At 66.9% G+C, this 19,123-nt stretch carries 19 protein-coding genes; 10 read left to right on the top strand and 9 right to left on the bottom strand.

What is annotated here, in order from left to right; translation table 11 throughout:
- The first annotated feature begins 90 nt into the window (after positions 1-90).
- On the top strand, positions 91-798 hold the full coding sequence (locus NA2_RS11910; protein ID WP_008597141.1) for a GntR family transcriptional regulator: 708 nt from the start codon (positions 91-93) through the stop codon (positions 796-798).
- Positions 799-873: 75 nt separating this feature from the next.
- On the opposite strand, the gene NA2_RS11905 is transcribed toward NA2_RS11910, so the two are convergent.
- The 8 genes from NA2_RS11905 to NA2_RS11870 all read right to left on the bottom strand — a co-directional run bounded on the left by NA2_RS11905 (position 874) and on the right by NA2_RS11870 (position 8,921).
- On the bottom strand, positions 874-1,584 hold the full coding sequence (locus NA2_RS11905) for a GntR family transcriptional regulator (RefSeq protein WP_008597140.1): 711 nt from the start codon (positions 1,582-1,584) through the stop codon (positions 874-876).
- A gap of 60 nt (positions 1,585-1,644) precedes the next feature.
- Positions 1,645-2,814: a pyridoxal phosphate-dependent aminotransferase gene (locus NA2_RS11900; RefSeq protein WP_040677612.1), complete on the bottom strand. Its 1,170-nt coding sequence runs from the start codon at positions 2,812-2,814 to the stop codon at positions 1,645-1,647.
- Positions 2,815-2,885: 71 nt separating this feature from the next.
- Entirely contained in the window at positions 2,886-4,148 is a 1,263-nt protein-coding gene (locus NA2_RS11895) for an ABC transporter substrate-binding protein (RefSeq protein WP_008597138.1), read from the bottom strand.
- Between the two features lies 1 nt (position 4,149).
- A complete protein-coding gene (locus tag NA2_RS11890; protein WP_008597137.1) occupies positions 4,150-5,481 on the bottom strand; it encodes an NAD(P)/FAD-dependent oxidoreductase in 1,332 nt (443 codons plus the stop codon).
- Positions 5,478-6,428 carry a branched-chain amino acid ABC transporter permease gene (locus NA2_RS11885; protein WP_008597136.1) on the bottom strand — a complete coding sequence of 317 codons (951 nt, stop codon included), beginning with the start codon at positions 6,426-6,428 and terminating at the stop codon, positions 5,478-5,480. Before NA2_RS11885 ends, NA2_RS11890 begins: the two co-directional genes overlap by 4 nt.
- Positions 6,425-7,330: a branched-chain amino acid ABC transporter permease gene (locus NA2_RS11880; protein WP_008597135.1), complete on the bottom strand. Its 906-nt coding sequence runs from the start codon at positions 7,328-7,330 to the stop codon at positions 6,425-6,427. Before NA2_RS11880 ends, NA2_RS11885 begins: the two co-directional genes overlap by 4 nt.
- Positions 7,330-8,061, bottom strand: a complete 732-nt coding sequence (locus NA2_RS11875; protein ID WP_008597134.1) for an ABC transporter ATP-binding protein — start codon at positions 8,059-8,061, stop codon at positions 7,330-7,332. Before NA2_RS11875 ends, NA2_RS11880 begins: the two co-directional genes overlap by 1 nt.
- A complete protein-coding gene (locus NA2_RS11870; RefSeq protein WP_008597133.1) occupies positions 8,058-8,921 on the bottom strand; it encodes an ABC transporter ATP-binding protein in 864 nt (287 codons plus the stop codon). The genes NA2_RS11875 and NA2_RS11870 overlap by 4 nt, the downstream gene beginning before the upstream one ends.
- An 84-nt stretch (positions 8,922-9,005) precedes the next feature.
- On the opposite strand from NA2_RS11870, the gene NA2_RS11865 reads away from it, so the two are divergent.
- A complete protein-coding gene (locus tag NA2_RS11865; RefSeq protein WP_008597132.1) occupies positions 9,006-9,395 on the top strand; it encodes a RidA family protein in 390 nt (129 codons plus the stop codon).
- 176 nt (positions 9,396-9,571) lie between these two features.
- On the opposite strand, the gene NA2_RS11860 is transcribed toward NA2_RS11865, so the two are convergent.
- Complete coding sequence (locus NA2_RS11860) at positions 9,572-10,309, bottom strand: IclR family transcriptional regulator (RefSeq protein WP_008597131.1); 738 nt, start codon at positions 10,307-10,309, stop codon at positions 9,572-9,574.
- A gap of 130 nt (positions 10,310-10,439) precedes the next feature.
- Between NA2_RS11860 and NA2_RS11855 the strand changes: the two genes are divergently transcribed.
- The 8 genes from NA2_RS11855 to NA2_RS11820 all read left to right on the top strand — a co-directional run bounded on the left by NA2_RS11855 (position 10,440) and on the right by NA2_RS11820 (position 19,113).
- On the top strand, positions 10,440-12,197 hold the full coding sequence (locus tag NA2_RS11855) for an ABC transporter substrate-binding protein (RefSeq protein WP_040677608.1): 1,758 nt from the start codon (positions 10,440-10,442) through the stop codon (positions 12,195-12,197).
- Between the two features lie 72 nt (positions 12,198-12,269).
- Positions 12,270-13,229: an aldo/keto reductase gene (locus NA2_RS11850; protein ID WP_008597129.1), complete on the top strand. Its 960-nt coding sequence runs from the start codon at positions 12,270-12,272 to the stop codon at positions 13,227-13,229.
- Between the two features lie 16 nt (positions 13,230-13,245).
- Positions 13,246-14,157: an ABC transporter permease gene (locus NA2_RS11845; RefSeq protein WP_008597128.1), complete on the top strand. Its 912-nt coding sequence runs from the start codon at positions 13,246-13,248 to the stop codon at positions 14,155-14,157.
- Positions 14,157-15,119 carry an ABC transporter permease gene (locus NA2_RS11840; RefSeq protein ID WP_040677650.1) on the top strand — a complete coding sequence of 321 codons (963 nt, stop codon included), beginning with the start codon at positions 14,157-14,159 and terminating at the stop codon, positions 15,117-15,119. The genes NA2_RS11845 and NA2_RS11840 overlap by 1 nt, the downstream gene beginning before the upstream one ends.
- A 33-nt stretch (positions 15,120-15,152) precedes the next feature.
- On the top strand, positions 15,153-15,923 hold the full coding sequence (locus NA2_RS11835) for an arylmalonate decarboxylase (RefSeq protein WP_008597126.1): 771 nt from the start codon (positions 15,153-15,155) through the stop codon (positions 15,921-15,923).
- A gap of 10 nt (positions 15,924-15,933) precedes the next feature.
- Entirely contained in the window at positions 15,934-16,956 is a 1,023-nt protein-coding gene (locus NA2_RS11830) for an ABC transporter ATP-binding protein (protein ID WP_008597125.1), read from the top strand.
- Positions 16,953-17,960, top strand: a complete 1,008-nt coding sequence (locus NA2_RS11825; protein ID WP_008597124.1) for an ABC transporter ATP-binding protein — start codon at positions 16,953-16,955, stop codon at positions 17,958-17,960. The genes NA2_RS11830 and NA2_RS11825 overlap by 4 nt, the downstream gene beginning before the upstream one ends.
- A gap of 334 nt (positions 17,961-18,294) precedes the next feature.
- Positions 18,295-19,113 (top strand): IclR family transcriptional regulator, encoded by an 819-nt coding sequence (locus NA2_RS11820; protein ID WP_008597123.1) that lies wholly within the window; start codon positions 18,295-18,297, stop codon positions 19,111-19,113.
- The last annotated feature ends 10 nt before the right edge of the window (positions 19,114-19,123 follow it).

The following is a 19,123-nucleotide window of genomic DNA, read 5'->3' as shown; positions in this document are numbered from 1 at the left end:
GAAGAGAATGGATTTGTCAAGCAGGGTGCGGTAAACCGGATTTACCGGTATGGAAGCGGCAGCCCGGCCGCACCGCAGTTGAGAGACGCCATGGAATACAAGCCGCTTTACATGCAGATCCGCGACCATCTGGTGCGCCGCCTCGTGGACGGGAGCTGGTCGCCGGGGATGCTGATCCCCAGCGAGATGGAGCTGGCGCGCCAGCTTGAAGTCAGCCAGGGCACCGTGCGCAAAGCGCTGGACACGATGACGGCCGACAATCTCCTCATCCGGCGCCAGGGCAAGGGCACCTTCGTCGCCGAGCCCGAGGACGCGCGCATCCTGTTTCAGTTCTTCCGACTGGTTCCTGACGGCGGGCAGGCCGTGTTCCCGCAATCGCAGGTGCTGTCGCGCGCGGAGTCCACGGCCAGCTACGAAGAGGCGCGGGCGCTGGACATCCTGGAGAAAAACCCCGTGTGGCGCATCGAGCGGCTCCGCCATCTGGCAGATGCCTGCGTGCTCGTGGAGACCATCGTGCTGCCGACGGAGCGGTTCCCGGATTTTCCGGAGATGGCCGAGATCCCCAACAACATCTACCAGATGTTCTCGGTCCGCTGGCGCATCACGATCGCGCAGGCGGAGGAAAGCATCAAGGCGATCGCGGCGAGCGCGACCGACGCCGGCCATCTGGCGTGCGCCGCGGGCACGCCGCTCCTGCGCATCCACCGGGTCGCGCGCGACCTGGAGGGCCGGCCGGTGGAGCTGCGCGTCTCGCGCTGCCTGACGCAGAACATCCAGTACTCGGTGAACCTGCGCTAGACTCATTCAGCCTCTCATGGACCCGTCCAGCGTTTCTGCGAAACGGTGAATGGGTCCAGGCGGCCCGGACCGCGGTCAGGCGACCGCTTCGTTGACGCAGAGCTGGCGCAGCAGCGCGTGGGTGCCGTCGATATCGGCCACGGTGTGCCTGCGCGCGGCGGCGGCGTCGCCCGCCTTCAGCGCATCGAGGATCGCGTGGTGGTGTTCGGAGAAGGGTTCGTGCAGGCCCGTTTCAAGCCGCGGCGCGATGTATGAGGACAGCGCCCGCATATAGGGGCCATAGCGCAGCCAAAGCGTGTCGATCAGCTGGACGAGTACCTCCGACCGCGACGCCCGGTAGATCGCGAAGTGGAAATCCCGGTTCTTCATCAGCATCTCGTAGACGTCGCCGGCCGCGCGGATCGATTCATGCGCCAGCATGAGCCGTTCCAGCTCGGGAAGCTCGGAGGGCCTGATGCGCTCGGCCGCCTGCTCCGTGGCGAGGCCTTCGAGCGCGACGCGGGCGTTGCGGATGTCGTCCAGCCGCTCGACGGAAATGCTCGGCACGCAGGCCGACCCGTTCGAGGCCATCTCCAGCGCGTTCTCCGCGCCCAGCCGCCGCAGCGCCTCGCGCACCGGCATCTGGCTGGTGCCGAACGTGTCGGCCAGCGACCTGATGGTGAGGACCTGGCCGGGATCGAAGCGCCCCACGGTGAGGGCGTCGCGCAGCTGCTGGTAGACGCCGTCGCTGATGGTGACCCTGGAAGAGACAGGCTCGAATCCGTTCTCGATGTGTCGCTCGTGCATGTCCTGTCCCCATTGTCGCCGGCGAACCGGTGGCGGATCTATATGCGCCGTGACGCGAGCCTACAAGCTGTTGAAGAAGCGGCTCAGTCGGTCCATCGCCTCTTCCAGCCGTTCATAGGTCTGCGAGCCGAAGCAGACGCGCAGGTGATGCTCGCCCGCGCCTCCGTAGAAGCTGCCGGCCTCGACCACCACGTCGGCCCTGTCGAGGATCGCCTCGGCCGCCGCCTGCGCCGTCAGCCCCGTGCCGCCGATATCGGGGAACGCATAGATCGTGCCCTCCGGCCGCGCGCAGGTGACGCCCGGCATCTGGTTGAGGCGGGAGACGACCAGATCGCGCTTGCGGCAATCGTCCTCGACCATCTCTTCCAGGGCGGAAGGAGGCCCCTTCAGCGCGGCGATGGCGGCATGCTGGATGAAGGTGTTCACATGGGTGACTTCGGTCGTCGTGACCTTCATCAGGGCCGGGATCGCGTGCGCGTCGGCGACGAGATAACCGAGACGCCAGCCGTCCATCGCATAGGCCTTGGTGAAGGCGAACATGGTGATCGTGCGTTCCTTCATGCCCGGCAGCGAGGCGATGCTGACGTGCTTCGCGCCATCGAACAGGATCTGTTCGTAGACCTCGTCGGCCACCACCCAGAGATCGTGCTCGATGGCGAGATCGGCGACGATCTGGAGTTCCTCGCGCGTGTAGACCCGACCCGTCGGGTTGCACGGATTGACGATGGCGATCATGCGGGTCTTCGGCGTGATGTGCTTCTCGATCAGGTCGCGCCGGATGGCGAAGCTCGCCTCCTTGTCGAGCTGTGCCAGCACGACCCGTCCGCCGGCCATCTCGATCTTGCCCACATGCTGCGGGTAATAGGGTTCGAGGAGGATGCATTCCTGATCGTGGTCGAGAAGCGCCATGAACGCGGCGAACGACGCCTGCGTCAGGCCGTTGGTCACGATGATCTCGGACGCCTTCGCGTCGATGCCGTTATAGGCGCGGACCTTCTCGGCCATCGCCTCGCGCAGCGGCAGGATGCCCTGCAGGTCGCTGTAATGCACATGCCCGTCCTGCAGCGCCTTGATGGCGGCCTGCTTGATATGGGCCGGCGTGTCATGGATCGGCTGTCCGAGCTCGAGATGGATCAGATCCCGTCCCTCGGTCGGAACCGATGCCGCCCTGGCGACCATGCCGTAGCTCTTCTTCGACGTGTGTGTGATGCGTTTTGCGAAACTCGGCATGGTTCGTCCGGTCCTGTTGTTGTCTCAAAGCGGGCGCCGGCCGGCGGGTTTCGGCGGCCGGCGCCTCGGGTCTATTGCAGCTTCTCGAGCGCGGCGCCGACGCGCGCCTTGTCCCAGCGGTCGAGCGTGGCGAGCTCGCCGTCCTTCACGCCGTAGATCAGGTAGGGGCCGGTTACGTCGCCATTGGCGTCGAAGGTGATCGGTCCGGTCGCGCCGACATAGCGGATCGGCTTGCCCTCGGCGATCAGCGCCTTGGCCTTCTTGAAGCCCTCGACGCCCGGATAGACCGGCTCGCCTTCGCCGCCGGTCACCTTGCGGACATTGTCGCGGATGGCGGTGCCGTCGGGCTTGCCGGCCTGCTCCATCGCGAGCAGCGCGACCGCCGCGGCGTCATACATGGTGTGGAGGCCCGGGCCGTTCGGATCGGAGCCCTTCGTTTCCTTCCAGCTTGCGTTGAAAGCCTCGACGGATTCGCCCTCCACCTGGGCATTGTCGATGCCGTAGGCCTCGGTCAGATACTGCGCGCCGACGGATTCGACGAACTCGTCGGCCCTGAGCGCGTTGCTCAGGATCAGGTTGCGGCTGCCGCCGAACGAGATCCACTCGCGGGCGACGGTCGCGCCATCGGCGGGGAAGGCGACGAGGAAGAGCGCATCCGGCTCGCCCTGCAGCGCGGCGTTCACCTCGGCGCGGTAGGAGGCCTGCTCCTGATTGTAGGCCACCATGTCGGTCACCTCGGCGCCCAGCTTCTGGACGTCGTCCCGGAAGCGCGCGGCCAGGCTGACGCCGTAGTCGGAGTTCACGTGGATGATGGCGACCTTCTTGTAGCCCCGCTCCGCCGCGATGGTGGCGAGCACGCCGGCCTGCGGGCGGTCGGTCGGCAGGGTGCGGAACCAGTAGCCGCCGGTGCCGCCCTCCTCGGCCAGCGCGGTGAAGCTCGGCGCGCTGGAGCAGCAGGAAATCTGCGTCACCTTGGCCGGAACCGTGACCGAGGTCAGGATCGGCAGCGAAACGCCGGACTGGATCGCGCCCAGCAGGATCGGCACCTTCTCGATCTCGACGAGCGTCTTGGCCGCGTCGACGCCGACATTGGGCGATCCCTGGTCGTCGCGCAGGATGTAGTTTACCTGGCAGCCGGCGACGCCGCCGGCAGCGTTGAAATGGTCCACGGCAAGCTTGCCAGCGTCGCCGATGGCGGAGCCGATGGCCGCCATCGACCCGGTGATGGACAGAACCGAGCCGACGGAGATCTTGCAGTCCTGCGCGGAAGCCCCTGAAGATGCGGCCAGCAGCACGCCCGCACCGATGAAGCATGAGGTGAGAAGTGTCTTCATGTCATGTCCTCTGTTGTCTGGAGGTGGTTTCGCGGCGTTGGGGCCGTCTTCTTGTTGCTCGCCGGTCGTCCCACATGCCCTTCGCAAGGTAGGCGGACGGTGCGAGGCTCGATATGGCTCGAAACGGAACGGGCTGCGCCCTGGCCATCGGCACCGGCAGCGCCTCGAGGGGCGTCCCGGTCGCGGCATCGGCGAGCACTTCGCCGAGCATCGTGGTCATGGCTACGCCGCGGCCGTTGCAGCCGATGGCGCCGAAAAAGCCCGGCGCGAACATGTAGAGATGCGGCAGGAAATCGGTGGTGATCGCCGCCGTGCCGCGCCACACATGGGCAAGGCGCGGCCGCGTCGGAAGGTCCAGCTCATCGACGAGGCGCTGCAGGATGCGCGGCCCCATGCAGGCCTCGCCGCTCAGCGGGTTCAGAGCCATCCCGCCGGAAATCAGGCGGTCGTCGGCGTCGAGGCGGTAGGTGAAGATGTTGGCGCGGGTGTCGGACACCGACTCGCGTCGGGGAGCGATGCGCTGCACGGTCTCCGCCGGCAGCGGGTCGGTGGCGATCTGGAACACGGTCAGCGGAATTGCCGAGAGTCCGAGCCGCGACGCCGCGCCCTGCGTCTCCCCGTTGGTGCACAGGATCACCTTCGAAGCGGAAATCCGGCGATCGCCCGACACCAGAACCCAGGAAGCGCCCTCGCGGGTCACGCGATCGACGCCGGCATTCTCGATGATGGTCGCGCCGGCCTGCATGGCGAGCCGGGCGAGGCCATGGACATAGGCGAGCGGGTTGATCATACCGCCGGACCGGTCGCGGAGCGCGCCGTGATAGAGAGGCATCCCGGTCCGCGCCGCGGTCTCGTCGGCGTCGAGCCATTCGACGGGACGGCCGAGCGCCTGCCAGTCGGCGGCGGTTTCCCGAAGCGCGCGCGCGGCTTCGGGCGTGTGCGCGGGCTGCAGCCAGCCGGTCTGCTCGGCCTGCCGGCCAAGCCCCGCCCGCTCCGCCAGTTGGAAGACCCGGTCTCCGCCGGCGCCGACGAGACGCAGCAGCGCGTCGCCTCTCTCGTTTCCGAGGCGCGTCCGCACGGTCTTCGGGCTTGCCTTGGAGAAGTTTGGTACGACGAAGCCGGCATTGCGCCCGCTGGCGCCGAAGCCGATCTCATACGCCTCCAAAAGAACGACCTTCACGCCACGCTCCGCGAGCGCCAGGGCGGTGCCGAGGCCGGCGATGCCGCCGCCGATCACTGCGACCTCAGCCTTCACATCGCCTGCCGGGGCGGTGAAGGAGGGTTTTTCGCCGGCGGTCGTGCGCCAGAGCGTGTCGGGGAGGGGAGCCGTCATCGCGCGCCGGTGTGCTTCGATACGGAATCGGATTCGCCGATCAGGCCACGCGGGCGGAAGATCAGCGTCACGACGATCAGGAGGCCGATCAGGATGACCTGGATCGCACCGCCCTGCGACTGGTAGGCGACGGGCAGAAGACGGCTGATCGCCAGCCCGCTCATGGCCCACAGCGCCCACACGCCGATGGCGCCGGTCACGGCCCCCAGATTGTTGCCGCTGCCGCCGACGATGAGCATGGCCCAGATCTGGAAGGTGAGGATCGGCAGGAAGTCGAGCGGGCTGACATAGCCGATGAAGCCGACGTAAAGCCCGCCGGCCAGTCCCATCAGCACGCAGCCCAGCACGAAGACCTCGAGGCGGATGGCGGCGGGATTCTTGCCGAGCGAGCGCGCCGCGGTCTCGTCCTCCCGCACGGCCTTCAGGACACGCCCCCATGGGGAGCGCACCGCCGTTTCCAGCGCGAGGAACACCAGCCCGGCGACGGCGGCCACCACGCCGAGATAGAAGAGATTGTAGCTCGCCGGGCTGTCGAACAGGCCGAACAGGGGACGCGGCAGGCCGACAAGGCCCTGCGCGCCGCCGGTCAGGCTCTCGAAGTTGAGCGCGACGAGCTGGATCGAGATGGCGATGCCGAACGTGGCGATCGCGAGATATTCCTCGCGCAGCCGCAGGGTCGCCATGCCGACGATCAGCGCCGCGACGGCGCAGAGGGCCATGCCGCCGAGCACGCCGACAGGAAAGGGCAGGCCGAAGCCGCCGATCAGATGCGCGCGGTCGGGGCCGATGAGGATCGCCGTTCCGTAGGCGCCGATGGCGAAGAAGCCGACCACGCCGGCATTGAACAACCCGGTGTAGCCCCATTGCAGATTGAGGCCCATCACGACGATGGAATAGGTCAGCGCGACGATGAGGAAGAAAACCAGATAAGCGGCAAAACCGGTCATTTCGCGCCTCCGACGGTGCCGGCGAAGATGCCCGTGGGGCGGATGTAGAGCACCAGCAGCAGGATCATGAAGGGGACGGCGAGCTTGTAGCCCGCGGGGATGACGAGCACGGAAAGGGATTCCGCAAGTCCGACGATCAGGCCGCCGATGACCGCGCCGAAGACGTTCCCGACGCCGCCGAGGATCGCTGCGGCGAACAGCGGAAGCAGCAGGTGGAAACCGATCTCCGGCCGCAGCTGCACGGTCAGTCCGTAGAGCACGCCCGAGATGGCGGCGAGCGAGGCGCCGATGATCCAGGTCCAGCGGACGACCACCTTGGTGTCGATGCCGTTGACGCGTGCGAGTTCCGGGTTTTCCGCCAGCGCCCGCATGGCCAGCCCCAGCCGGGTCTTCTGCAGGAAGAGGTGAAGCGCGACGACGATCACCGCCGTCAGGCCGAGCGTGAACACCTGGTCCGGGAGGATGCGCAGGCCGGGCGCCACCGGAATCGCGATCTGCAGCGTGTTCGAATAATACTGCGCGCCGCCGCCGAAGATCAAAAGGATGATCATCCGCACGAGAAGCGACACGCCGAAGGAACCGAACACGAGGGTGAGGTGATTGGCGCGGCCGCGCAGCGGCCGGTAGACCAGCCAGTCGATGGCCAGCGCGAGGGCCGCGGTCAGGACCATCGCGACGAGCGTCGCCATGATCAGGGGCACGCCGAAGGAGAAGGGTTCCAGAGGCCCCATGAACGCGCCGGTCAGCGCCAGGACACCGAGCGCCATATAGGCGCCCCATGTGACCAGCTCCGCATGGGCGAAGTTGGCGAAGCGCAGGATCCCCATGGTCAGCGTCAGTCCGATCGCGCCAAGCGCGATGATCGAACCGCTCAGAATGCCGTCGGCAATCGCTTGAAGCATCAGCGTTTGCGCCCCCCTGCGCCCAGATAGATGGATGTGACTTCCTCGTTGCTCGCCATTTCCTGCGATGGGCCGTCGATGCGGTTCCGGCCTTCGGCGAAGACGTAGGTGCGGTGCGATATGGCGAGTGCCGCCTTGGCGTTCTGCTCGACCATCAGGATGGCGACGCCGGTGTCGACGAGCGCTTTCAGCCGCTGGAACACGTCGCTGACCATCAGCGGCGAAAGGCCGGCACTCGGTTCGTCGAGCATCAGAAGGCGCGGTTCGGTGAGCAGCGCGCGCGCCACCGCCAGCATCTGCCTCTGCCCGCCCGAAAGCACGCCGGCCTTCTTGTGGCGGAACTTTTTGAGGTCTGGAAAGGCTTCGTAACCGCGTTCGATCCGGCGCGCCGCGTCCTCCTTGGAAAGCGCGGTCGCGCCGACCTTCAGGTTTTCGTTGATCGTCAGCGTCGTGAAGACGTTCGCCACCTGCGGCACATAGGCCATCGAGACGCTGGCCATGCGGTGGGTCGGCAGGTTGGTTATCTCCTTGCCTGCAAGGCGCACGGTTCCCCGCGAGATTGGCAGGATGCCGGCTACGGCCTTGATGAGCGTCGACTTGCCCGCCCCGTTGGGGCCGATGATGGTGACCATCTCCTCCGGCGCGACGGTCAGCGAGATGCCGTGGATGATCGGCAGGTCGGGGCGGTAGCCGGCGACCACGCCGTCGACGGCGAGCAGCGGCGCCGTCATTGGATCGCCCCGCCCAGATAGGCGTCGATCACCTGCGGATCGGCGATCACCGTGTCCGGTTCCCCTTCGGCGATGACCCTGCCGGTCGCCATCACGACGATGTGGTCGCAGAGCGACATGATGAAATCCATGTTGTGCTCGATGATGAGGAAGGAGAGACCGCGCTTGTTCAACTCGACGATGCGGTCGACGATGGTGTCGAGAAGCGCGGGGTTCACGCCGGCGCCGGGCTCGTCCAGCAGCACGATCTTCGGATCGGCCATCAGCGCGCGCGCCAGTTCCACCAGCTTCTGCTGGCCGCCCGAGATCGCGCCGGCCAGTTGCCGCTCGACCTTCGTCAGGCCGCAAAACTCGATGATCTCGCGGGCGCGCTCCATGTTGCGGCGTTCCTCGCGGGCCACCAGCCCCGGCCGCAGCCAGCTGTTCCAGAAGCGCTCGCCGGCCTGCCGCTCGGGAACGCACATGACGTTCTCCAGAACCGTCATGCCGCCGAAGGGGCGCGGGATCTGGAACGTGCGGGCGAGGCCGTGGGAGAAGACGCGATAAGGGGGGAGCGAGCCGATCTGCTCGCCGTCGAGACGCACGGAGCCGGCGTCGAGCGGGTACTCGCCGGCCACCGCGTTGAACAGGGTGGTCTTGCCCGCCCCGTTGGGGCCGATCAGGCCTGTGATCCGGCCCGCCTCCGCCACGAAGCTGACGCCGTCCACCGCCCTGTTCGCACCGAAAGCCTTGACCACGTCGGCGACTTCCAGGCGTCCCGCGCCGCCATCTCCGGCCGGGCGACCGGTGCCGCCGCTGGTTGCCGGGCGGCCATTGCCGCCGTGTGCGGAAAGCTCCGGCGGGCGTGTTCCTCCGCTCATGCCGTTCCCCTTTGTCCGTCTTATTGACCATGAACCCTATCTGTGATCATATGATCACGTCAAGATATTTTGAGGTTAAAGTTTATGGGCGACAGCCAGCGTTGGACGATCAATTCGGGTTCGAAGTTCGAGGAGATGGCCGGTTACTCGCGCGCGGTCATCGACGGGGAATGGATCTTCGTCTCGGGCACGGCGGGCTTCAATTTCGAGGATGGAAGCATTTCGGACGATGCCGCCGAGCAGGCGCGCCAGGCGCTGCGCACCATCCGGACGACGCTGGAGAAGGCCGATGCAGGCATGTCGGACATCGTGCGGGTGCGCGTCTATCTCGCCGACCGGGCGGATGTTGTCAGCGTGTCCAAGGTGCTGGGGGAGACCTTCTCGGATCCCCGTCCGACCAACACCACCATCATCTGCGGTTTCGCCGAGGAGGTGATGAAGGTGGAGCTGGAGGTCACGGCGCTCAAGCGCTGAGACCCCACGCGGCCGGGCGCTCGCGCGGCGCCGCGAGAACGCGGGGCGCCCGGTGTGTCGACACGGGTGCGCGTCGATCGTGAATCCCGCCGCAGCGGAATCATCGCGGCGGCGCGTTGCGGATACCGGGGCGGGCGAAGGCGCGCCTCAGCGCCATTCGCAGAGGGCCTGCCCGGTCAGCCCAGCCTTTCGTTGATCTGCCGTCCATGGTCGAGAAGCAATTGTGCCTGCGTCCGGCGGTTCTCCTCATCCGAACGGGTTTCCGGCGTCGATATGCTCAGGGCGGCGATGGGGCCGCCGGACGGGCCGATGATCGCGACGCCGGTGGCGAAAACGCCGTCGCGCCAGGATGAGGTGGTGGCGTAGCCGAGACGCCTGACCTCCTCCAGTTCCAGTTCGAGGGCATCCCGCTGCGGCACCGGGGTTCCCGGGTCGTTCCGCTCCACGGTCGCCGCGTGGATCGCGTCCACCTCCTCGGTTGAGAGCCTCGCCAGAATGGCCTTGCCGGTTGCCGTGACGAGCATCGAGGCCCTGCCGCCCAGCGGCTCGACATGGCGCACGGCATGCGGGCTCTCCAGGCGCTCGATCAGGACGATCTCGCTGTCGTCGAACACGGCCAGGTGAACCGTCTCGCTGGTCTGGCGGCGCAACTCCTCCATATGCGGCAGGACGGCCTCGCGAAGGCCGAAATGGCTGCCCGCCTTGCGCGCGAGCCGGCTGGCGCGGAAGGTCAGTTCCCAGCGCGTGCGCTCTCCCGACGACGGCCTGATCCAGCCCGCGCCATGCAATGTCTCGAGCGCGCGCTGCACGGAACTCTTGGGCTGCCCGAGCTGCGACGCCAGTTCCGAAACCCCCACCGGCTGATGGTCCGCTACGGCTTCGAGCACGAGCAGGGCCTTCCTCACGCTGTTCATGTCTTGACAACCTCGTTTCGTCTCAAATAGGTTTTGTTCCACAATGCAATATCACGTACCGTATTGTGGAACAGAAATGAAATCAAGCGCATTGTTGCCCGAGGGCGGCAATGATGATGGGAGGACAGTCATGAACATTCGTTTGCGTTCTGGCGTATTGGGGCTCGGCGTCGCCGCGATCGCGGCAGCCGGTTTGGCCACCGTCGCGCCGACCCGGGCCGAGGAGCCGAAGACGGGCGGCACGTTCAAGCTCGTCGGCGCCGGCGACGTCTACAGCTTCGATCCGGCTTCGGCGCGCACCGCGGCGCTTTTCCTGCACCGCGGGCTGACGCGGACGCTGCTGGCGTTCCCGACGAGCGACGACGCCGCGGTCGCCGGCGCGCCGGTCGCTGATCTGGCGGAAGCCGTGCCGGAGGCTGAAGAGGGCGGGCTGGTCTACCGTTTCACGATCCGTGAGGGCGCGCAGTGGGGCAGCGACCCGGCCCGGCAGATCACGGCCGAGGACGCGGTGCGGGGCTTCAAGCGCCTGTGTAATCCCGTCCAGCCGACCTACGCGCCGACCTATTACATCGGCATCATCTCGGGCTTCGCCGAATTCTGCCAAGGTTTCGCTGCGGTGTCGCCGGAAGTGGACGCCATTCGCGACTACATCCAGAACAACGACGTCGCCGGCCTCGAGATCGAGGACGACCGCACGCTGAAGATCACCCTCGAGCAGCCGACCCCGGACTTCCTCTCCATCCTGGCGCTGATGTCTTCCGCGCCGGTCGCCGCGGAGATGCTCGACCACCTCCCGAACTCCCCGGATTTCCGGCGGAACTACGTGTCCTCCGGTCCCTACCAGGTCGAGGATTATGTGCTGAACGAGAGCGTGAGCCTCGAGCGCAACCCGGCCTGGAACGCCGACAGCGATCCGCTGCGCAAGGCCTATGTCGACCGTATCGAGGTTGCCTTCGGCACGCCCGACGCCGGCAAGACCCAGCGCATGATCGAAGCCAGCGACATCGACGGCTATTTCGATCTCTCGATCGCCACGGCAGACCTGACGCGGATCATGGCCAATCCCGAGGATCCGCAGCTCCTGCAGTTCGCCGACGGCGCCGTCAATCCGGCGCTCGTGCTGAACATCCAATCGCCCAACAACAACGGCGCCCTGGCCAATCCGCTCGTGCGGCAGGCGATCAGCCACGCGGTCAACAAGGCCGCCGTCGTCCAGGTTGGCGGCGGGCCAGCCGTGAAGCGCCCCACCGCGCAGATCCTGACTTCGAATGTGGACGGCTATGAAGAGTTCGACCTCTATCCGACGCCCGACAGCGAAGGCGATGCGGCCAAGGCCAAGGCGATGCTCGCCGAGGCCGGCTATCCGAACGGCGTCGAACTGAAGTTCTCCTACGCCGCCGGCGGGCGCTACGAGCTCTATGCGGCGGCCCTTCAGGCAGACCTGGCCAAGGCCGGCGTCAATCTGATCATGCAGCCGGCGCCCTCGCGCACCGTGTACACGCAGATGTACCAGAACAAGAACGCCGTCCGCGGCGGCGCCTGGGACCTCGGCATGACCAGCGTCAAGCCGGACTGGGTGGGCGATTCCGCCCGCACCATGATCGTGCCGATGTTCCACGGGGAAGCCTGCGAGAGCAGCAGCACCAACTGGATCTGCTACAACAACCCCGAGGTCAACGCGCTGATCGATGCCGCGCTCACCGCCACCAGCGGCGAGGAAGCGGCGGAGGCCTGGCGCAAGGCGGACCGGTTGATCATGGCCGACGCGCCGATCATCCCGCTGATCACGGGCAAGATCTCGCTCTACGCCTCGGCGCGGCTGCGCAACACCTCGATCAACCTGCTCTTCAACAACGTCGATCCGACGCTGGTCTGGCTCGACGAATAGAAAAGCGAGAGAGCAGGTTCTACTGGCCGGCGGCTCTTCCGCCGGCCCTTTTCAGTCACGATGGAGACCTTGATGGAATATCGCCGCATCGGCACGACCGATCTCAACACGTCCGTACTGTCCCTGGGGTCCTATCAGACCTATTCGCGCATGGAGTATCGCGACGTCGTCGGCGTCATCCGCCGCGCGGCCGAACTCGGCATCAACCTGTTCGACGTGGCGCATTACCGCACGGCACCGCACACCGAGGTGGTTCTGGCCCGGGCGCTTCGCGACGCAGGCCTGAAGCGCTCCGAGGTGATGATCATGGACAAGGTCTGGTGGTACGACCACGATGACCCGTCGCTCAGCCAGCAGCTCGACGACCTGCTGTACCGCCTGGACACGGACTATGTGGACGTCCTGATGTGCTACGGGATGCGGCCCGGCCGTGACGATCCGGCCGAAACGGCCCGCCTCGTCGCGGGTTTCGTCACCGACGGCAAGGCCCGGGCCTGGGGCGGTCTCAACTGGTCGGCGAAGGACCTGCGCATCGCCCACGAGACCTGCAGCCGCGAGGGCCTGCCGCTGCCGCAGATCGTCCAGCTCAAGTACAACATCGCCCGCCGCCACATCGTCGAGGCGGAGGACTACACGGCGCTCCGCGCCGAGACCGGCATCTCGATCCATGCATCCGACAGCATCGAGGGCGGCATCCTGGCGGGCAATCTGGTGCGCGAGCGCAAGCTCGGCCGCGATCCCGGCAACATCCGCGAAAAGATCATCGCCCTGGTGCCGCGTCTGCGCGAGATCGCCGACGGCTTCGGCTGCTCGATGGCGCAGCTCGCCATCGCCTATTGCATCGCCAATCCGCAGACGGCGTCGCTGCTGTTCGGCGCGAGCCGCATATCCCAGCTCGAGGACAATGTCGGCGCCGTCGAGGTCGCGCAGAAGCACGGCGCCGCGATCCGCGAGGCGCTGGCCGACATGGGCGTCGCGGAGCACGAGTTCGACCTGCCGCCGAACCACGCCACGCCGCTGACGCAAGACTGACGAGCAGGTCCCGCAGATGCAAACGTCATCGACTTCGGTTTCCCAAGGGCTCACCGCCCGGCGCCGCGTCCTCCGACGGCTCCTGCGGGACCGATCGTTCATCATCGCCTTCGCGGTGATCCTCATCCTGGTGCTGACAGCGGTCCTCAATCCGCTGATCATCCACCTGATCGGCCACGGTCCCAACGAGCCTTTCCGCGAGACCGGGCTGACCGCCGGCGGCGTGCCGCTGCCGCCGGGCGGCGACTTCCTGCTGGGAACGGATGTCGTCGGCCGCGACCTGCTGGCGCGGCTGGTGGCCGGCACGCGCGTCACCGTCTTCGTCGCGGTGAGCTGCGCCATGCTGTCGATCAGCCTTGGCGTGGTGGTCGGCCTTTTTGCCGGCTATCGCGGCGGAATCGTCGATGCGATGCTTTCGGGCTTCATCGACGTCGTGCTGGGGCTGCCCTTCCTGGTGACGGCCATCGCGCTGGTGTCCGTCTACGGCGCGAGCTTTCCGGTGATGATGGGCACCATCGTCTTCTTCACCTGGGGGCCGATCGCCCGGATCGTGCGCAATCTCGTTGTGTCGGCCAAGGAGAACGAGTTCGTCGACGCCGCGCGCATGCTCGGCGCCGGCGACCTGCACATCATGTTCCGCGAAATCCTGCCCAACATCGCCGGGCAGGTCGTCGTCTATGGCAGCCTGCTCATTCCGCAGGTCATCGTCCTCGAGGCTTCGCTCTCCTTCCTCGGCCTCGGCGTGCCGCCGCCGACGGCGACCTGGGGCGGCATCATCGCCGAGAACCAGACCAACTATGCGGTGGCCTGGTGGTCGATCCTGTTTCCGAGCCTGGCGCTGCTCATGGCGACGCTCGCCTTCAACATCGTGGGCGACGGCCTGCGTGATGCACTCGACCCATCGGCCAGGAGCCGGGGAGGCGCATGATGGTCCATTTCCTTTTGCGCCGCGCGGCTTTCGGCCTGCTGACGCTCTGGCTGATCAGCCTGGCCGTGTTCATCCTGTTCTACGTGGCCACGCCCGGCGACCCGGCGCTGATGTTCGCCGGCGAATACGCCACGGCCGACCAGGTGGCGCTGGTGCGGGCGCGACTCGGCCTCGACCAGCCGCTGCACGTCCAGTACCTGACCTATCTGGGAGGCCTGCTGCGGTTCGATTTCGGCATGTCCTTCGTCAACCAGGAGGAGGTGCTGTCGGCGATCCTGCGACGCCTTCCAGCCACCGCATCGCTCGCCTTCGGCTCGATCCTGATCTGGCTGCTGGTGGCGATCCCGGCCGGGGTGTTCTCCGCCCGGCGCGCCGGCACGGCGGCCGACCGGCTGGTGACCACGGCGGCGCTCGCCGGCATGTCGTTCCCGACATTCGTGGTCGGCACGCTGCTGTTCTACGTGCTGTTCTTCATGCTGACCAATGCCGGCTATCCGATCTTTCCGTCCGGCGGCTACAAGCCGATCAGCCGGGACGCCCTGGAATGGCTGAGGCACATGATCCTGCCGTGGATGACGCTGGCCGTGGTCGGCACGGGCACCTACACGCGCATCGCCCGGGGCAGCCTGCTCGAGACGCTCAACCAGGACTATGTCCGCAGCGCGCGCGCCAAGGGCATTTCCGAGGGGTGCGTCATGTACCATCACGCCTTGCCGCCCTCCCTGACGCCGGTGGTGACGCTGATCGGGCTGGATCTCGGCGGCCTGCTCGGCGGGACGATCATCACCGAACGAATCTGGGGCATCAACGGCGTCGGATCCCTGGCCGTCCAGGCGGTGGAGAACGGCGATCTGCCGATGATCATGGGCACCGTGCTGTTCGCCGCCGTTTTTATCGTCGTCGCCAATCTGTGCGTCGACATCGTGCAGGCATTGCGCGACCCGCGGGTCCGTCTTGGCTGAAATTCTGAACTATGGTCGAGACCGGAGACTGGCATGAGCATGATTGAAGAACCCGTCAGTGGACGCGAGGGGGTGAGCGGGGCGGTGACGACGCCGATCGGCCTGCTGGTGCCGCCGGCGGACGGTGCGGTCCCGGCGGACGCGGCGGTGGTCTATCCCGGACTGTCGTTCAGGGCGCACGGCCTCGGCCTGCGGGAGATGACGCCGGAAGGCTACGATTCCGTGCTGGAGGAGGTCGGCCACGGCGCTCGCCTTCTCGCCGGGCAGGGTGTCTCCGTCGTGGCTTTGATGGGCACCTCGCTCAGCTTCTACCGGGGGCTTTCCTTCAACAGCGAGCTGGAGCGGGAGATCGAGCGCAGGTCCGGGCTGCCCGGCCTGACCATGAGCACGGCGATCATCGCCGCGTGCCGCGCGGTGGGCGCGCGCCGCCTGGCAGTCGCGACCGCCTATCAGGGCGTGGTCAACGAGCGCCTTCTGGCGTTTCTCGCGCAGAACGGCATGGAGGTGGTTTCGCTGGCGGCCCTCGACATCCTGTCCATCGAGGCGGTGCACAAGGTTCCCGACGACGAGGTGACGGGGCTGGGGCGCGAGGCGTTCGCCCGGGCCGAACGTCCGGACGCGATCCTGATCTCCTGCGGTGGCCTCTCGACGCGGCCGGCCGTCCGGGCGCTCGAGGAGGAGACGGGGGTGCCGGTCATCACCTCTCCGCTGGCGGGCCTCTGGGCAGCGGTGGCCAGGGCCGGCCACGACCCCCGCGTCGCAAGCGAAGGAAAACTCTTCCAGCAACACTTTCCGGTGACCTGACGGAGGAAGCATGTTTCTGCAGGTGAATGACCTCAAGGTCGCGTTTTCCACCGAGGATGGCGTGCTCAACGCCGTCGACGGGCTGAGCTTTTCGCTGGAGCGCGGGCGCACGCTGGCGATCGTCGGGGAATCCGGTTCCGGCAAGACGGCGACCATCCTCGCGATCATGGGCCTGCATGACGGCAATACGCGCGTCGGCGGCAGCATCCTGCTCGACGGCGAAGAGCTGGTGGGCGCTTCCGCCGGCAACCTGCGCCGGCTGCGGGGCGAGCGCATGGCGATGATCTTCCAGGATCCGCTGACGGCCATGCATCCCTATCACCGGATCGGCGCGCAGATCACGGAGGCCTATCGGGCGCACCACAAATCCGGCGCTGCCCAGGCGCGAAAGCGCGCCCTCGAACTGCTCGACCGGGTCGGCCTTTCCGATCCCGCCCGCTGCTTCGAAAGCTATCCGCACCAGCTTTCCGGCGGCATGCGGCAGCGCGCCATGATCGCGATGGCGCTGGTGTGCAGTCCCGACCTCCTGATCGCCGACGAGCCGACCACGGCGCTGGACGTGACCATCCAGGCGCAGATCCTGGAACTGCTCGGCGACCTGCAGAAGGAATTCAATTCGGCGACGATTCTCGTGACGCACGATCTCGGCGTGGTTGCCGACCTGGCGGATGACGTGGTGGTGCTCTATGGCGGGAAAGCGGCCGAGACCGGAAGCGTCCGGGACATCTTCTACCGCACCGGCCATCCCTATACGCACGGGCTTCTCGGATCGATTCCCCGGATCGACCAGCCGCGCCACCGTCTGGACGCGATCCCCGGCGCGCCGCCGTCCCTGTCGAACATGCCGACCGGCTGCCGCTTCAACCCGCGCTGCCGGTTCACCGCGGCGGTGCCGGACGACCGGTGCCTGCTCAGCGTGCCATCCCTCGTATCGGTGGAAGCCGGCCATTTCGTTTCCTGCCACCTTGGCGGTGACCTGCAGGCGGCTGCCGCCCGCGTGTCGGCACAGTCCGCGGAAGGAGATCGGGCATGACATCGACGACCCTGACCGAGCCTCTCCTGTCCGTTCGCGGCCTCGGCAAGTATTTCGGCGCCTCGCGGGGTCTTTTCCGCAAGACGCTGCCGACGATCAAGGCGGTGAACGGCGTCGATCTGGACGTCCGCGCAGGGGAAACGCTCAGCCTCGTCGGCGAGAGCGGCTGTGGGAAGTCCACCACCGGGCGCCTGATCGCCCGCCTTCTGGATGCCTCGCAGGGTGAGATCACCTTTGCGGGCCGCGATGTCACGCACACGCAGGGTGCCGAACTGCGCGCGCTCAGGCGCGACATCCAGATGATCTTCCAGGATCCCTATTCCTCGCTCAATCCGCGCCTGACCATCGGCGAGATCATCGGCGCGCCGTTCGCCATCCAGAAGGTCGAGCCGGCGGGCGGGGTGGAGCGCGCGGTGCGCGACCTGATGAGCCGCGTCGGCCTCAACCCCGACCATTTCGGCCGCTATCCGCGAGAATTCTCCGGCGGCCAGCGCCAGCGCATCGGCATCGCCCGCGCCCTTGCGCTGAAGCCGAAGCTCGTGATCTGCGACGAGCCGGTTTCCGCCCTTGACGTCTCCGTGCAGGCGCAGGTGGTGAACCTGCTGATGGACCTGCAGGGCGAGTTCGGCCTGTCCTATCTATTCATCGCGCACGATCTGGCCGTGGTGAAGCACATCTCGGCGCGGATCGCCGTGATGTATCTCGGGCAGATCATGGAAACGGCGCCGGCGGAAATGCTCTACTCGTCACCCGCCCATCCCTATACGCGCGCGCTGATTTCCGCCGCTCCGATCCCCGATCCGGATCTGGCGCGCGAGCGGAAGCGCATCGCGCTTACCGGCGACGTCCCGAGCGCCGGCAACCCCCCGGCGGGTTGCCCCTTTCATACGCGATGTCCTTCGGTGCAGGCCAGGTGCAGGTCGGAGAAGCCAAGGCTCGAGACCATCGGACAGGAACGCTCCGTCGCCTGCCATTTCCCCGAGGGGCAGGCGACGGGCACCTGAGGCGTCAGCGGCATACCACCGTTTTCCAATCGATCGCTGCCGGTTCCGGCACTCCCGCAAGCTGGCGTTTTCGAACCATGGTTTGGTATGGTGAGATCGCGCTAGGATGGGGCCGGAGAACGCGGAGCCGCGCGCTGCGGCGATGTGTGTGCAAATCCGTCCTGCCGGACGCGACTTGCCGACCGCCAGGTTTGCAGAGCTTCCCCTTTGGCGGCATCCCGTCTAAGACGGAGCGCGGACCGCGTCGTCCCTGCCACAGGGAAAGAGCGATCCTGCGGAGGCCCCGCAGTGTCCGGCAGCTCCCTTGCAGAGTGGAACTATGAGGAGGAAAGCGTTGCTCGGCGATCATCAGAACGAACCTTCTCCGCTCGCTGCCGGAAAGAGCGGTCAAAGCGGCGGCGTGCAATCGCTGGAGCGCGCCTTCGATCTGGTGGAGCTGATCGCCAGCGCACCCGGCCCGATTGCTCTCAGCCGGCTGGCCGAGCTTTCCCATCTGCCCCCTCCGACGATCCACCGGCTCGTGCGCACGCTGGTCAGGCGCGGCTATATCCGCCAGACACCGAACCGGCTCTATGTGCTGGGGCCGCGTTTCATGCGGCTGGGCGACGCCGCCCGCCGGGTGGTCGGTTCATGGGCCGAGCGTCACTTGTCCGATCTCGTCGATCTGTCCGGCGAGACGGTCCATGTGGCGGTGCTCGACTATGATGGCGCGCTCTACGTCGCGCAGGTGCCGTCGAAGCACCATATGCGGATCTTCACGGATGTCGGCAGGCGTGTGCGCCTGCATCTTTCGGCCGTCGGCAAGGTATTGCTGGCGCAGATGACCGACCAGCGCATCCGCGAGGCGGTTGACCGGCAGGGGATGCCGGCACAGACGCCGAAGTCGATCACCTCGTTCGACGTGCTGCAGAAGGAGATCGAGGAGGTCCGCGCGCGCGGCTACGCCATCGACAATGGCGAGCAGGAAGTGGGAATGCGCTGTATGGCGGTGCCGGTTCCCGGTATGCCGACGCTTTCGGCGCTGGGGATATCGAGCCCCGAACAGCGCCTGCCCGACGAGGCCATCGCGCGTATCCTGCCGCAGCTCAAGGAGACGGCGGCGCGGATTTCCGAGGATGCGCTGCGGCAGGGGGAAACCCCTAAGCGCGGTTAGACCACCCTTG

It is taken from the genome of Nitratireductor pacificus pht-3B (assembly GCF_000300335.1).
Classification (GTDB): domain Bacteria; phylum Pseudomonadota; class Alphaproteobacteria; order Rhizobiales; family Rhizobiaceae; genus Nitratireductor; species Nitratireductor pacificus.
This window is presented reverse-complemented; position numbering and strand designations above follow the sequence as displayed.

Coding starts and splice junctions, on each gene's coding strand:
- NA2_RS11910 (WP_008597141.1), top strand. CDS start 91: ATGGAATACAAGCCGCTTTACATGCAGATCCGCGACCATCTGGTGCGC.
- NA2_RS11905 (WP_008597140.1), bottom strand. CDS start 1,584: ATGCACGAGCGACACATCGAGAACGGATTCGAGCCTGTCTCTTCCAGG.
- NA2_RS11900 (WP_040677612.1), bottom strand. CDS start 2,814: ATGCCGAGTTTCGCAAAACGCATCACACACACGTCGAAGAAGAGCTAC.
- NA2_RS11895 (WP_008597138.1), bottom strand. CDS start 4,148: ATGAAGACACTTCTCACCTCATGCTTCATCGGTGCGGGCGTGCTGCTG.
- NA2_RS11890 (WP_008597137.1), bottom strand. CDS start 5,481: ATGACGGCTCCCCTCCCCGACACGCTCTGGCGCACGACCGCCGGCGAA.
- NA2_RS11885 (WP_008597136.1), bottom strand. CDS start 6,428: ATGACCGGTTTTGCCGCTTATCTGGTTTTCTTCCTCATCGTCGCGCTG.
- NA2_RS11880 (WP_008597135.1), bottom strand. CDS start 7,330: ATGCTTCAAGCGATTGCCGACGGCATTCTGAGCGGTTCGATCATCGCG.
- NA2_RS11875 (WP_008597134.1), bottom strand. CDS start 8,061: ATGACGGCGCCGCTGCTCGCCGTCGACGGCGTGGTCGCCGGCTACCGC.
- NA2_RS11870 (WP_008597133.1), bottom strand. CDS start 8,921: ATGAGCGGAGGAACACGCCCGCCGGAGCTTTCCGCACACGGCGGCAAT.
- NA2_RS11865 (WP_008597132.1), top strand. CDS start 9,006: ATGGGCGACAGCCAGCGTTGGACGATCAATTCGGGTTCGAAGTTCGAG.
- NA2_RS11860 (WP_008597131.1), bottom strand. CDS start 10,309: ATGAACAGCGTGAGGAAGGCCCTGCTCGTGCTCGAAGCCGTAGCGGAC.
- NA2_RS11855 (WP_040677608.1), top strand. CDS start 10,440: ATGAACATTCGTTTGCGTTCTGGCGTATTGGGGCTCGGCGTCGCCGCG.
- NA2_RS11850 (WP_008597129.1), top strand. CDS start 12,270: ATGGAATATCGCCGCATCGGCACGACCGATCTCAACACGTCCGTACTG.
- NA2_RS11845 (WP_008597128.1), top strand. CDS start 13,246: ATGCAAACGTCATCGACTTCGGTTTCCCAAGGGCTCACCGCCCGGCGC.
- NA2_RS11840 (WP_040677650.1), top strand. CDS start 14,157: ATGGTCCATTTCCTTTTGCGCCGCGCGGCTTTCGGCCTGCTGACGCTC.
- NA2_RS11835 (WP_008597126.1), top strand. CDS start 15,153: ATGAGCATGATTGAAGAACCCGTCAGTGGACGCGAGGGGGTGAGCGGG.
- NA2_RS11830 (WP_008597125.1), top strand. CDS start 15,934: ATGTTTCTGCAGGTGAATGACCTCAAGGTCGCGTTTTCCACCGAGGAT.
- NA2_RS11825 (WP_008597124.1), top strand. CDS start 16,953: ATGACATCGACGACCCTGACCGAGCCTCTCCTGTCCGTTCGCGGCCTC.